This window comes from Sphingomonas sp. PP-F2F-G114-C0414 (assembly GCF_003688595.1).
GTDB lineage: Bacteria > Pseudomonadota > Alphaproteobacteria > Sphingomonadales > Sphingomonadaceae > Sphingomonas.
Genome location: NZ_RCWT01000009.1, coordinates 579,937 through 592,083 on the forward strand (window position 1 = coordinate 579,937; position 12,147 = coordinate 592,083).

Annotated in this window: 14 protein-coding genes; 7 read left to right on the forward strand and 7 right to left on the reverse strand. The window is 66.0% G+C overall.

The features are described 5' to 3' along the window. Nucleotides 1-195: 195 nt before the first annotated feature. Nucleotides 196-1,098 (reverse strand): hydrogen peroxide-inducible genes activator, encoded by a 903-nt coding sequence (locus tag C8J47_RS03265; protein WP_056051404.1) that lies wholly within the window; start codon nucleotides 1,096-1,098, stop codon nucleotides 196-198. Between the two features lie 148 nt (nucleotides 1,099-1,246). Here C8J47_RS03265 and C8J47_RS03270 point away from each other — a divergent pair, with 148 nt between their 5' ends. Together C8J47_RS03270 and C8J47_RS03275 are read left to right on the forward strand one after the other, a co-directional pair. Further along, a complete protein-coding gene (locus C8J47_RS03270; protein WP_055879693.1) occupies nucleotides 1,247-1,792 on the forward strand; it encodes a peroxiredoxin in 546 nt (181 codons plus the stop codon). 128 nt (nucleotides 1,793-1,920) lie between these two features. Beyond that, the gene (locus tag C8J47_RS03275) at nucleotides 1,921-2,439 is read left to right on the forward strand and encodes a carboxymuconolactone decarboxylase family protein (protein WP_121884409.1); all 519 of its coding nucleotides are present in this window, start codon (nucleotides 1,921-1,923) and stop codon (nucleotides 2,437-2,439) included. Nucleotides 2,440-2,572: 133 nt separating this feature from the next. Here the strand turns inward: C8J47_RS03275 and C8J47_RS03280 are convergent, their stop codons facing one another. Next, nucleotides 2,573-3,340 carry a sulfite exporter TauE/SafE family protein gene (locus C8J47_RS03280; RefSeq protein ID WP_056052944.1) on the reverse strand — a complete coding sequence of 256 codons (768 nt, stop codon included), beginning with the start codon at nucleotides 3,338-3,340 and terminating at the stop codon, nucleotides 2,573-2,575. A gap of 162 nt (nucleotides 3,341-3,502) precedes the next feature. Between C8J47_RS03280 and epsC the strand changes: the two genes are divergently transcribed. Together epsC and C8J47_RS03290 are read left to right on the forward strand one after the other, a co-directional pair. Beyond that, nucleotides 3,503-4,195, forward strand: a complete 693-nt coding sequence (gene epsC, locus C8J47_RS03285) for a serine O-acetyltransferase EpsC (RefSeq protein WP_056057758.1) — start codon at nucleotides 3,503-3,505, stop codon at nucleotides 4,193-4,195. A 13-nt stretch (nucleotides 4,196-4,208) separates the two neighbouring features. Continuing rightward, nucleotides 4,209-4,547, forward strand: a complete 339-nt coding sequence (locus C8J47_RS03290) for a DUF2794 domain-containing protein (RefSeq protein WP_056051400.1) — start codon at nucleotides 4,209-4,211, stop codon at nucleotides 4,545-4,547. A gap of 132 nt (nucleotides 4,548-4,679) precedes the next feature. Here C8J47_RS03290 and pncB read toward each other — a convergent pair whose 3' ends face one another. Next, nucleotides 4,680-5,984, reverse strand: a complete 1,305-nt coding sequence (gene pncB, locus C8J47_RS03295) for a nicotinate phosphoribosyltransferase (RefSeq protein WP_121884410.1) — start codon at nucleotides 5,982-5,984, stop codon at nucleotides 4,680-4,682. A gap of 83 nt (nucleotides 5,985-6,067) precedes the next feature. On the opposite strand from pncB, the gene C8J47_RS03300 reads away from it, so the two are divergent. Further along, nucleotides 6,068-6,676 carry an isochorismatase family protein gene (locus tag C8J47_RS03300; protein ID WP_121884411.1) on the forward strand — a complete coding sequence of 203 codons (609 nt, stop codon included), beginning with the start codon at nucleotides 6,068-6,070 and terminating at the stop codon, nucleotides 6,674-6,676. Nucleotides 6,677-6,782: 106 nt separating this feature from the next. Here the strand turns inward: C8J47_RS03300 and C8J47_RS03305 are convergent, their stop codons facing one another. Beyond that, nucleotides 6,783-8,078 carry a glycoside hydrolase family 130 protein gene (locus C8J47_RS03305; RefSeq protein ID WP_121884412.1) on the reverse strand — a complete coding sequence of 432 codons (1,296 nt, stop codon included), beginning with the start codon at nucleotides 8,076-8,078 and terminating at the stop codon, nucleotides 6,783-6,785. A 154-nt stretch (nucleotides 8,079-8,232) separates the two neighbouring features. Between C8J47_RS03305 and C8J47_RS19095 the strand changes: the two genes are divergently transcribed. Then, nucleotides 8,233-8,409 carry a hypothetical protein gene (locus C8J47_RS19095; RefSeq protein WP_183129000.1) on the forward strand — a complete coding sequence of 59 codons (177 nt, stop codon included), beginning with the start codon at nucleotides 8,233-8,235 and terminating at the stop codon, nucleotides 8,407-8,409. Nucleotides 8,410-8,461: 52 nt separating this feature from the next. Here the strand turns inward: C8J47_RS19095 and C8J47_RS03310 are convergent, their stop codons facing one another. The 3 genes from C8J47_RS03310 to C8J47_RS03320 form a co-directional block, all read right to left on the reverse strand. Further along, nucleotides 8,462-9,274, reverse strand: a complete 813-nt coding sequence (locus C8J47_RS03310; RefSeq protein ID WP_121884413.1) for an EF-hand domain-containing protein — start codon at nucleotides 9,272-9,274, stop codon at nucleotides 8,462-8,464. A gap of 89 nt (nucleotides 9,275-9,363) precedes the next feature. Next, the gene (locus tag C8J47_RS03315) at nucleotides 9,364-10,725 is read right to left on the reverse strand and encodes a HAMP domain-containing sensor histidine kinase (protein ID WP_259467325.1); all 1,362 of its coding nucleotides are present in this window, start codon (nucleotides 10,723-10,725) and stop codon (nucleotides 9,364-9,366) included. Continuing rightward, nucleotides 10,722-11,444, reverse strand: coding sequence for a response regulator (locus C8J47_RS03320; RefSeq protein WP_121884414.1), 723 nt, complete (start codon nucleotides 11,442-11,444; stop codon nucleotides 10,722-10,724). The genes C8J47_RS03315 and C8J47_RS03320 overlap by 4 nt, the downstream gene beginning before the upstream one ends. Before the next feature lie 197 nt (nucleotides 11,445-11,641). Between C8J47_RS03320 and C8J47_RS03325 the strand changes: the two genes are divergently transcribed. Beyond that, nucleotides 11,642-12,076, forward strand: a complete 435-nt coding sequence (locus C8J47_RS03325) for a hypothetical protein (RefSeq protein WP_121884415.1) — start codon at nucleotides 11,642-11,644, stop codon at nucleotides 12,074-12,076. Nucleotides 12,077-12,147: the final 71 nt, after the last annotated feature.

Below are 12,147 nucleotides of genomic sequence, written 5' to 3' on the forward strand. Positions count from 1 at the left end.
AGTTGGTTGCGCACCCGTGCCAATCTCGGGTCGAGGTGAAGACCGAGCGCGCCCGGTTCGCAACGGTCTCCCCTCCCTGAAAGGGAGGGGCAGGGGGTTGGGTCGGCCAGCTTGTGTCGGTGAGGTTGCCTGATACGGGCACCGACCCACCCCCAACCCCTCCCTTTCAGGGAGGGGCGCAGAAGGAGACGGCGACTACTGAACGTCGGCGAGCGCCTTCGCCATCAACCGGAAATCCTTCTCGCGCGGGCTCGCCCGGCGCCACACCAGCGCGATTTTCCGCACGGCATTGATCTCGTCGAGCGGGCGCGCGGTGATATTGGTGTTGTCGAGGATGCCAGCCTTCAACGCCATTTCCGGCAGCATCGTGATGCCGAGCCCGTTGTCGACCATCTGCACGATCGTGTGCAGCGACGTCCCCAGCATCGTCGCCTCCGCACGTAACTCCGGTCGGTTGCATGCGCCGAGCGCATGATCCTTCAGGCAATGCCCGTCCTCGAGCAACAACAGCCGCGTCTCGTCGATCGCCGACGCCGGGATCGCGGGTAGGGCGGTCGGCTCCTCGCCCGAAGGATACGCCACGAACAGGCGATCCTCGAACAGCGTCTCGAACGTCACCTCGCCGCAGGCATAGGGAAGCGCCAGCAGCACGCAGTCGGTGCGGCCGTTATGCAGCCCCTCGCATGCAGGACCGCTTGGCTCCTCGCGCAGGAATAGCTTCAGGTCCGGATAGTCCTTTCGCAGCCGTGGCAGGATCCTCGGCAACATGAACGGCGCGATCGTCGGGATGACGCTCATCCGCATGTCGCCCGAAAGCGGCTGGCCCGCGGCGCGCGCCATGTCGCCCAGTTCCTCCGCCTCGCGCAGCACGCGCCGCGCCTTGTCGGCGATTCCGTCGCCCAGCGGCGTGAACCGCACGACTCGGCGGGTGCGCTCGACCAGCACCACGCCGATCAGCGTTTCGAGCTCGCGCAGGCCCGCCGACAGCGTCGATTGCGTCACGAAACACGCCTCCGCGGCGCGTCCGAAATGGCCGTGGTCCTTCAGCGCAACAAGATATTGCAACTGTTTCAACGTGGGTAGGTAGGTCGCAGCCATTAATCGCCTCTATCGATCATCAGATGATAAATAGAGTGTTGGATCGATTACACCAGCCCCCATATACCGCATTGCACAACGACCGAGCGGGACAACCGCCGCGCTTGAGGATGCCTGGAGCCAAGTTTATTTCCAGGAGGCTTCCATCATGTTGACCATCGGCGACCAGTTCCCATCGATGACCATTCCCGTCCAGCAGGGCACCGCTGCGCTGCCCGCCGGCGAGACGCTCGACCTGACGACGGCATATCCCGGCAAGTGGAAGGTGCTGTTCTACTGGCCGAAGGACTTCACGTTCGTGTGCCCGACCGAGATCGTCGGCTACAGCGACATCCGCGGCGATTTCGAGGACCGCGACGCCGTCCTGATCGGCGCGTCGACCGACACCGCGCACGTCCACCTCGCCTGGCGCAAGTCGGACGCGGACCTTGCCGCCGCGGACTTCCCGTGGCTCGCGGATAACGGCGCCAAGCTCGCCGACGCGCTCGGCATCGTCGACAAGAACGAGCATGTCGCGTTCCGCGCGACCTTCATCATCGATCCGGACAACGTCATCCAGGCGGTCCAGGTCAACGGCCTGAACGTCGGCCGCAACCCCGCCGAGACGCTCCGCGTGCTCGACGCGCTGCAGACCGACGAGCTGTGCCCGTGCAACTGGAACAAGGGCGACGACGTCCTCCAGCTCGCTGCGTAACTAAAACTCCCCTCCCGCTTGCGGGAGGGGTTGGGGGAGGGCGTGTCCATACGGGCCGCCCTCTCTTTTTGTCTCCAGTCCCTCCCCCGACCCTTCCCGCAGGCGGAAGGGGAGCAGAAGGAATTATCATGTCGCTCAAGGAATTCGCAGGGCAACTGCCCGACTACGCCAAGGACATCCGCCTCAACGTCGGCTCGCTGCTGAACGAGACGCACCTGACCGATCAGCGCAAATACGGCTTGCTGCTTACCTGCGCACACGGCTCGGGCTACAAGCCGCTAGTCGAGGCCGCCGAGGCCGAATGCGTGCCGAAGCTCTCGCCCGAGGCCGCGAACGCAGCGCGTGCAGCCGCTGCGGTGATGGCGATGAACAACGTCTATTACCGGTTCACGCACCTCGCCGGGAACCAGGAATACCGCAACATGCCCGCCAAGCTGCGCATGAACGTGATCGGCCAGCCCGGCATCGACAAGGTCGATTTCGAGCTCTTCAGTCTGGCCGTGTCGGCGATGAACGGCTGCGGCATGTGCATCGACAGCCACGAGCAGATTTTGAAGAAGGCCGGCGTTACGGCGGAGGCGATCCAGACGTCTGTGCGGATCGGTGCAGTGATGGCTGCGGTTGCGACGGTCCACGCGACGCTCTGATTTAATCAACCCTTCCCAAACCGCTTCCGTCATCCTGACGAAAGTCAGGATCCAGAGCTAAGACCGTAGCGCCCGATACTCTGGATCCTGGCGTCCGCCAGGATGACGGGAGCGAGTTTGGCGGGAGAAGGGCTTAGTGCCAGATCGCGCGGTAGAGGCCGAACAAACTGGTGATCGTCAGGATCACGCCGACCAGCACCATCAGCGTCTTCGCCGGAACGCGCTTCGCCAGCATCGCCCCGAACGGTGCCGCCAGCACCCCGCCGATCAGCAATCCCACGGTGGCCTGCGTGAACGCCGCCCAGCCGAGCTGTGTGATGAACGTCGCCGAGATCGTCGCGGTCAGGAAGAACTCGGCGGTATTCACCGTGCCGATCGTGGTGCGCGGCGATGCGCCCTGGACCAGCAGGTTCGACGTCACCACCGGGCCCCAGCCGCCACCGCCCGCCGCGTCGAGAAACCCGCCGACCAGCCCGAGCGGCTCGACGATCTTCGGCTCCTTCTGCTTGGGCGGATAGCGCAGCCCGCGGTACAGCAGGTACACGCCGATCGACGTCAGATACGCGAGGATGAACGGTTTCGCCGTGCTCGCATCGATGTTCGACAGCACGTACGCGCCCAGCACGCCGCCGATCACGCCCGGGATCATCAGCCGCAGGAACAGCGTCCAGTTGACGTTCTTGTGCAGCACATGGCTGATCCCCGACACCGCGGTGGTGAAGGTCTCGACGGTATGCACGCCCGCCGACGCCGCGGCCGGCGGCACGCCGACCCACAGCAGCAGCGTGTTCGAAATCACCCCGAACGCCATCCCCAGCGCGCCATCGACGATCTGCGCGGCGAACCCGACCAGGATGAACGGCAACAGCGTCTCGAAGCTCAAGGTCGTCAGGTCGAACATCGGCATCCCCTCAATATCGCGCGCAGAGTGCAACGCGCGGGCTTATCCCACAACAAAGATAGGCTTTACCCCGATCCCGATGGGCTGAGGCGGCCCATGCGCGCGGTTCTGGAAATCGGTCGTTCGATACCCTAGATACGGAAATCGCGAAGGGGACTGCGGATGTCGAGCGGATTACTGGCCTATCTGGATTCGATCCGCGCCCGCGATCCCGCCCCGCATTCGCGCGCCGAAATCATGCTGTACCCCGGCGTCTGGGCGCTCGGCTATCACCGGATCGCGCACCGGCTGTACAAGGCGAAACTCTATTTCCTCGCGCGCTGCGTCAACCACTGGTCGCGCTTCACGACCGCGATCGACATCCATCCCGGCGCGACGATCGGCCGCAATTTCTTCATCGACCACGGCTTCGTCGTGATCGGCGAGACCGCGGAGATCGGTGACGACGTGACGATCTACCAGTGCGTCACGCTCGGCGGCACCAGCCCTGATAACGGCGTCCAAGGCAAGCGCCACCCGACCATTTCCGACGGCGCGATCATCGGCTCGGGCGCGCAGGTCCTGGGCCCGATCACGCTCGGCAAGCGGTCGCGGGTCGGCGCCAACGCGGTCGTCACGCGTGACGTGCCTGCGGGCACGACGGTGGTCGGCATTCCCGCGCGCGCGACGACGATCGAAGGCGGCAACGCGCCCGAGGTGCCGCGCTTCGTGCCCTACGGTACGCCGTGCAGCGAGATGTTCGATCCCGCGACGCAGAAGATGGAGATCATGCGCTGCGAACTGGAGACGATGCGCAAGCGGCTCGACGCGCTGCTCGCCGACGAGCATCCAGAGGACCGCCGCGACCGCGCATGATGGTGGATAACTGATGGGCGTCGTCCCTTTTCCCACACCGTCCAAGGCGACGCAGGTCGGCTTCGAACGCCTCGAACTGAACCGAATCCTGGACCTTTACGGACGGATGGTCGCGGCAGGTCATTGGCGCGACTATGCGATCGACCTTGGCAAGGATGCCGCGGTCTTCGCCGCCTTCCGCCGCGCCGCCGAACGGCCGGAGTTCAGGATCGAGAAGCGCCCGTCGCTGCGCAACAAGCAGGGCATGTGGGCGCTGATCGGCGAGGCCGGCGCGGTGGTGAAGCGCGGGCATGAACTCGGGCCGGTGCTGGCGCCAGTCGAGCGGCGGTTCATGAAACTGGTCGAGGACTAACCGAGTTCTGCCCCCTCCCTGAAAGGGAGGGGTTGGGGGTGGGTAGGCCAGCTCGCGTCGCAACGTCGCCCGATACGGAAACCGACCCACCCCCGGACCCCTCCCTTCCAGGGAGGGGGGTAATGGGCCGTGTTACACCAGCACCGGCGCGCTTGCCCGATCCGCTTCCCCGAACACTCGCAGATACCGCGCGATCTCCGCAGGTTCACCGGTCGCCTTGGCGGGATTATCCGACAGCTTCACCGCCGGCCGCCCGTTCGCCTCGATCACCTTGCAGACCAGCGAGATCGGCTCCAGCGCCGCCGCACCGTCGGGATCGCAGCCGCGGAAGTCGTTGGTCAGGTTGGTCCCCCAGCCAAAGCTCATCCGCACGCGGCCGTGGAAATGGCGATACGTCTGTTCGATCGTGTCGATGTCCATCCCGTCGGAGAAGATCAGCAGCTTGGTCTTGGGATCGACGCCCTGCTCCTCCCACCAGCGGATAATCTGCTCGCCGCCCGCGATCGGCGGTGCGCTGTCGGGGCGGAAGCCGGTCCATTCCGCGAGCCAATGCGGCGCATTGCGCAGGAACGCGGTGGTGCCGAACGCGTCGGGGAGGGCGATCAGCAGATTGCCGTTATAATGTTGCCGCCAATGCTCGAGCACGCGGTACGGCGCTTCGGCGAGGTCTGCGTCGTTGTCGGCGAGCGCGGCGGTCACCATCGGCAGTTCGTGCGCGTTCGTCCCGATCGCCTCGAGGTCGGCGTCCATCGCCAGCAGCACGTTCGACGTACCGATAAAGCGGTCGCCGAGCCCTTCCTTGAGCGCCTCGACGCACCAGCGCTGCCACAGGAATCCGTGCCGCCGCCGCGTGCCGAAATCCGACAGCACGAGGTCGGGCAGTTCTCGCAGCCGCTCGACCTTCTCCCACAGCTTGGCCTTGGCCCGCGCGTAGACGATGTCGAGCGCGAACCGGCCGCGATCACGCAGGGCTGCGCGCGACTTCAGCTCGTTGATGATCGTCAGCGCGGGGATTTCCCACATCGTCGTGTGAGTCCACGGTCCCTCGAAATGCAGTTCGTACTGCCCGTCGACTTTTCGCAGATCGTAGGCGGGCAACTGGAACTCCGCGAGCCATGCGAGGAACTCGGGCCCGAACATCTTCTGCTTCCCGTAGAAGCTGTTGCCCGCCAGCCAGATCAGCTCCTTCTTCGCGAACCGCAGCGTCCGCGCATGATCGAGTTGCGCGCGCAGTTCGGCCTCGTCGACGATCTCCGCGAGCCGCACCGTCTTGGTCCGGTTGATGAGTGCGAAGGTGGCGCTGACGTCGGGATACACCTGCCGGATCATCTGCAACATCAACAGCTTGTAGAAATCGGTATCGAGCAGGCTGCGCACGATCGGATCGAGCCGGAAATTGTGGTTGTACGTCCGGGTGGCGATATCGGTTACGGCCATGCGCATGGGCTCCTGCGTTTACGTGGGCTGCGGGTGTCCGAGAAGACGCGTTTGTGTCAAGCAGCGGGCAAAGGAGACGGGCGATGGCGCGGTTCGTGGTCGTGGTGGATACGCAGTGGGATTTCATGGCCCGAGAGGGCGCGCTCAGCGTGGCCGGGGCGGACGCACTGGTCGTGCCGATGCAGACGTGGCTGTCGGGTCTTAGTCCCAGTGATGTTGCAGGCGTCCTGTTCACCTTCGACACGCATTTCGTCGAGACCTATGCCGCGTCGCCCGAAGCGCAGATGTTCCCGATCCACTGCGTCCGCGGCACACGGGGGTGGGCCAATATGCTCGATATCGCACTGGTCGACCCGGCGATCCCGGCGTGGCGGATCGAGAAGGGCGTGTTCGACATGTGGGCCGAACCGGGGCTGGCGATCGAAGACGCCCGCGATGCGAGAAAGCCGACGATCCTCCGCGAAGACTTCTTCACCGCGTTGGCCGCGAACGGTGTCACCGACGTCACGGTGATCGGCGTCGCCGCGGATTACTGCGTCCGCTGGGCCGTCGACGGACTGATCGAGCGCGGCTTCACGGTAACAGTCCCGGCTGGCCTCACGCGCGGGATCGAACGGCAGATCGACGTGGTCGCGGCGGAAGATTTCGCCGGCGCGGGATTGATAGTCCAACCAACGGAACGCATCGCGTAAGTCGGTTCGGGCGGCAGTTCGCACTCCCTCTTGTTCTCCCGCGAAGGCGGGAGCCCAGGCTGGACCCCCGCCTTCGCGGGGGAACATGCTTTCACGCTGCCGGCGTTCACGCCATCGCCGCGAGCAACCGCCCGACATCCACCGTCGCGAACGACGCGAAATTGTCCGCCACCCCGAACGGCAGCAGCAGCGTCCGATCATGGACGATCCCGCCACAGCTGTAGACGACGTTGGGCACATACCCGTCGCGCTCTTTCGGGCTCGGCACGATCAGCGGATCGGTCATCCGTGCGAGCAGCTTGGTCGGGTCGGCCTTGTCGAGCAGGCAGGCGCCAACACAGTAATTGCGGACGCTGCCGACGCCGTGGGTCAGCACCAGCCAGCCCTCGTCGATCTCGATCGGCGAGCCGCAATTGCCCATCTGGATGAATTCCCACGGCCATTTCGGCTCGACGATCTTCTCACCGCCCTCCCAGGTCAGCAGGTCGTCCGAGGTCAGATACCAGATATTCTCGTTGTCCTGCCGCCCGAGCATCGCGAAGCGGCCGTCTATCTTGCGCGGGAACAGCGCCATCCCCTTGGTACCCGCGACCGCGCCGCGCATCGGCTGCATCTCGAACGTCTTGAAATCCTCGCCGCGCAGCAGCTCGCAGCGCGTCTCGGAGCCGCTGAACGCAGTATAGGTGCCGAGATACTGGACCTCGCCGGCATCCACGAACCGGACGAGCCGCAAATCCTCGATCCCCTGACGCTGGCTCGGCAGGATCGGGAAGATCACGGTTTCGGACAGCTCGCGACTATTGCCGCATTGCAGCCGGGTCGGACCGCCATCGGTCGCGCCCTGATCCGATGGTTCGATCCGCGGCGGCACCGCGGTCCGGCTGGCGGGATCGACCGAAAAGCCATCCTGCGGCGACCAGCGCCCGGTGCGGAACGTCACCGACGAGACATGACCCTCGCCGATCCCGCGCAGCGACAGGATGAAGCGGAGACCATCGTCGGGCGCACCGGTCTGGTCGGGATGCAGCACCATGCTCGGGTTGAACAGCGCAGCGGCCTCGAACGAATATTCCTCGCTGAGATATGCGCCGATCAGCACCTGCTGGTCGCGCGTGATCGTCCGCGCGTCCGGCGTCCTCGCCATGACCTCGCCGAAGCGGTGGAGCAGCAGGTCGTCGACGTCGCGGTGGCGCTCGTCGAGCGACGCCGTGACGCGCTCGCGTTCGGCGTGAAGCTCGTCATGCGACAGCGACAGCACGCGGTCGATCACGCGCTCGACGCGAGGATGACCCTCGACCTTGAACGGACCGGGATAGTCGACGTTGAACGGGCGGATCACGGTCCGCGACGGATCGGGACGCAGCTGGATGTTCGAGAAGGTGACGAGGTCCGTTACGGCCATGATCGGCTCCCTTGTGCGCCGACCGGCGCGGTGCGGTATCGACTGCAAACGCCGGAGCACCCGGATCGCCGCATGACAAACCCTTCACCGCACAGACATACGCGGGAAAACATCGCGCGCCATGACCGATGCTCGATCTTGGGGCGGAGGCGGCATGCGCGGACTATCGACACACGCCAGCGACTGCGCCCTGGGATTGCACGCACCGCGGTCGCGCCACCGCGATCTGGCCGATCAGCCGGTGCAGCACTCCGCCTGTCGACGCTGCGGCGCAGCGATCGTCAAATCTGCGATCAGCCGCCGCTGGATCGTCTCGGGCGTGCTCGGCTGACCCGGTCGCGATATTGGTAAAAGGGGCGTCCGATCCGCCGCCGTCGCCACGATTACGGCGTATCGCGATCCGGGGACGGTGGCGGCGGGGAAGGGCGGTCCGCCCCGTTCCGCCACGTTTCGGCGCCGGCCTTCGGCAATTCGCCGCGGGTCAGCGCACCATCGCGATTGCGGTCGAGCGCGGCGAACCGGGTCGCGGCGGCCATCGCGAATTCGGATCGATCGACGCCGCGGTTCAGGTTGCGATCGGCCGCGATGACCGGTTCGGGGAAATCGAAGAACCCGAACTTCGCGGCACCGAGCCGTTCATGGACGGTGGCATCGCTCTTCTTGCCGTCGTCGCTGCCCATGTGCATCCCCTGACCGCCGCCGCCGCCGCCGCCGCCGCCGCCGCCGCCGCCGCCGCCGCCCTGCCTCCGTCCACCACCGGAGCCGCGTCCGCCACGCCCCCCGGGGCCTCTCGCACCGGCTGAAATCCCACCGCCGCCCGACGCGACACGAATCTCGGGAACCAGGACGTTTTCGTAATAGGCGATGTCCTCGGGATCGATCTCGCCGTCGTTGCCGCGATCGAGCACCGCGAAGAATCGCATCGCATCGCGCTGGAATTCCGCTTCGGTGATACGACCATCGCCGTCGGCGTCGGCACCCGCGAACCAGAGCGCCTCCGCCGCGCCAGGGTGTTGCGACGCCCTGAACGGTTCGCCCATCGGACTGACGAACAATTGCCCGCGACCGTGGTCTGACCGCGCATCGGCGAGGCGATGTGCGGCATCACCGTGCGCGCTCGATCCGCGAGGTCTCGGCAGGTCGGCAGCGCACCCCGCCAGCGCGCCGGCCAGGCCGATAAGAACTACTGTGCGCATGACGCCTCCTCGATACCGTGACCACCAGCTGGCACGCGAAACATTGCCCCGATATGTCGGACCGCGCCGGTACCGATGTATCGCTCAGGTCATACGGGCAACGTCACCCGCACCAGCAGGCCACCGTCGGCGCGGTTTTCGATCGTTGCCTCGCCGCCGTGCCCGCGGGCGACCGCACGCACGCTGGCGAGGCCCAGCCCGCTGCCGCCCGTATCGCGGTTGCGCGAGTGTTCGGCGCGAAAGAACGGCTCGAACGCGCGTGCCAGGTCGGCCGGCGCCATGCCGCTGCCGGAATCGAACACTTCGAGCACGGCCATCCCGCCAGTGCGGTGGAGCAGGACTTCGGCATGTCCCGCATAATTGACCGCATTGCCCACCAGATTTGCGAGCAGGGCCTTCAGCGACGGCGTGTCGCCTTCGATGATCAGGGGCGATCCAGGATGCAGCACCACCTGATCGCCGCGATCCGCAAAATCGTCGGTCACGCTTTCGGCAAGCGATCGAAGGTCGAGCTTCTGGCGGCGGACATGGCGGGTCATGTCGCGGACGAACGCCATCGCCGAGCCGATCCGCTGGCTCATCTCCTGGATATCGCCTTCGCTTGCGATCCGAATATCTTCCGGCGCCTTTTCGAGCCGCAGCGACAGCCGCATCAGCGGCGTGCGCAGATCGTGCGCGACCGCGGCGATCAGCGTGGTGCGATCCTCGACGTACCGGTTGAGGCGTTCCTGCATCAGGTTGAACGCGCTGGCGGCTTCGGCGATCTCGGGCGGACCGGTGACGGGCAGGGGGGCGGCCCGCGGATCGCGGCCGAGCCGTTCGGCGGCGGCGGCAAACCGCCCGATCGGAGTCGCGACGCGACGCGCCAGCAGCAGGGCGATCGGCGCGACGACCGCCATCGCCGCCAGGAACCACAGGACGATGCGCGCGCGCCAGGGCCCGATCGTGCCGTTGGTTGGCCGGATCACGAGCCACCGCCCGTCCGGCCGCTCTATCGACACCACGAACGGTCCGAACAAGGCGTTCTCGAAGAGGTGATGACGGGATCGGACCATGCCCATCGGCACCGGGGGACGAAGTGCTCCCGCCAGCATCGGCATCGCGGAGGGTTCGGTCTCGACGGTCACGCGCTCTGCGGGCAGTGCAAGGTCGTTGGCGATCAGTTTGGCGAGGCGTGCGTCGCGCGAACTGTCGGACGGTCGAGGGGGGCCTCCCGTGATCCTCATGGTGAGCAACTTTGCCGGGTCGCTACCCGAGCGGACCACGCCGGCAACGCGCGCCGTCGTGTAGATCACGGGCATCGGCGGCGGCATCAACAGCACGATCGCGAAGTTCAGGATCTGGACCAGCAGCACCGTCGTCAGCAGCAAGGCGAGAATCCGGACGAACAGCGTCCACGGACGCAGCCTGCCGAGTTTCGACGGCGTGTAGATGGTGGCGGGTTGCGTCACTGCCGGGCCACGCGCGGTACGAAGAAATAGCCCTCGTTGCGGATCGTGCGGATGATCTCGTCGCCGCGCGAGCGAAGCTTGCGGCGCAACCGGCTGACCTGCACGTCGATCGCGCGATCGAACGCGTCGGTGTCGGGTCCGCGCGCCGCTTCCAACAGCGCATCGCGCGCCAGCACGCGTCTTGGCCGCTCGACGAACGCGCGCAGAACCGCGAACTCGCCGTCGGTCAGGTCGATCAGCGTACCCTCCGGATCGAACAGTTCGTGTGCCGCGAAATCGACTCGCCAGCCGAGGAATGCGAACGACCGGCTTTCACCCGCATCCTGGATTTCGCGCGCGCGCAGTGCGGCACGGACGGTCGCCAGGATCTCCCTCGGGCTGCACGGCTTGGACAGATAGTGGCTCGCGCCGATTTCGAGGCCGAGGATCCGATCGGGTTCATCGCCGAGCGCGCTGAGCATCACGATCGGCGGCGCGCCGACCCGCGCGAGCCGGCGACAGACCGACACGCCATCTTCGCCGGGCATCATCACGTCGAGCAGGATCAGCGATACCGGGCATCGTGCCAGGACGGCGTCCATCTCGTGCGCATTGGTGGCCGTCTCGACCTGAAACCCATGCATGCCGAGGCTCTGCGCCAACAGCGTCCGGATCATGTGGTCGTCGTCGACCACCAGCAGCACGGGCTTGGCCGACTCTTGAACAGACGTTGAATTCATCGGTCTTTCTTAGGTCGGCGATGTGTTCGCGATGTTTCCGCGCCGATCATCACCGGGATATCAGGCCATATGGTCGGCGAATAGCGCGGAACGGTCTTCGCGATCTCAGTACAACGGGCCGGCGTCCCCCCAGAACAGCGGTTGTTTTCCACATTGCCGTCAGCGCGCCGTAAGGTCGGGTCGGCACGATGTGCGGCATGACGCCGTCGAGTCTTCCTGCGCTTGCTATCCAGGTCGTGCGGATCGTCGTGGCTGCGGCGGCCTGCACGCTGCTCGCGTTTGCCGGTACGGCGGCGGACGATCCGTGGCGCCCCTATCGTGCCGAGATTGGCAGGCAGTGTCCAGCGAAGCATCTGGAATGGCTGTCCCCCGCCGATCTCCGCGACGTGCTCGATACCTACGAGACCGGCGCCGACCCCCGGATACGCGCAGCGATGTCGGTTGCCGAAGCCGATCGATGCGGCACTACGATTGCAGGGGCGACCTGTGGCAATTTGGCCGAGATCGAGGCCGTGCGCAGCGCGGGAGAGTTGCCCGCGCTCGCGAAGTCGGTGTGCGCCGGGTTCAGTGAATGTCACGGCCAGTCCGACTGCATCGCCGCCGAACCCCCGACTACCGCGCCCAAACACTAAAAAGGCCGCCGCCCGGTATCCCGGACGGCGGCCTTTTTCTTAGTCAGCGCCGAGGCGTCTGACGAAACCGA

Bases quoted from the DNA above. Each gene is read 5' to 3' on its own strand.
- C8J47_RS03265 (WP_056051404.1), bottom strand. From the start codon at position 1,098: ATGGCTGCGACCTACCTACCCACGTTGAAACAGTTGCAATATCTTGTT.
- C8J47_RS03270 (WP_055879693.1), top strand. From the start codon at position 1,247: ATGTTGACCATCGGCGACCAGTTCCCATCGATGACCATTCCCGTCCAG.
- C8J47_RS03275 (WP_121884409.1), top strand. From the start codon at position 1,921: ATGTCGCTCAAGGAATTCGCAGGGCAACTGCCCGACTACGCCAAGGAC.
- C8J47_RS03280 (WP_056052944.1), bottom strand. From the start codon at position 3,340: ATGTTCGACCTGACGACCTTGAGCTTCGAGACGCTGTTGCCGTTCATC.
- epsC (WP_056057758.1), top strand. From the start codon at position 3,503: ATGTCGAGCGGATTACTGGCCTATCTGGATTCGATCCGCGCCCGCGAT.
- C8J47_RS03290 (WP_056051400.1), top strand. From the start codon at position 4,209: ATGGGCGTCGTCCCTTTTCCCACACCGTCCAAGGCGACGCAGGTCGGC.
- pncB (WP_121884410.1), bottom strand. From the start codon at position 5,984: ATGGCCGTAACCGATATCGCCACCCGGACGTACAACCACAATTTCCGG.
- C8J47_RS03300 (WP_121884411.1), top strand. From the start codon at position 6,068: ATGGCGCGGTTCGTGGTCGTGGTGGATACGCAGTGGGATTTCATGGCC.
- C8J47_RS03305 (WP_121884412.1), bottom strand. From the start codon at position 8,078: ATGGCCGTAACGGACCTCGTCACCTTCTCGAACATCCAGCTGCGTCCC.
- C8J47_RS19095 (WP_183129000.1), top strand. From the start codon at position 8,233: ATGCGCGGACTATCGACACACGCCAGCGACTGCGCCCTGGGATTGCAC.
- C8J47_RS03310 (WP_121884413.1), bottom strand. From the start codon at position 9,274: ATGCGCACAGTAGTTCTTATCGGCCTGGCCGGCGCGCTGGCGGGGTGC.
- C8J47_RS03320 (WP_121884414.1), bottom strand. From the start codon at position 11,444: ATGAATTCAACGTCTGTTCAAGAGTCGGCCAAGCCCGTGCTGCTGGTG.
- C8J47_RS03325 (WP_121884415.1), top strand. From the start codon at position 11,642: ATGACGCCGTCGAGTCTTCCTGCGCTTGCTATCCAGGTCGTGCGGATC.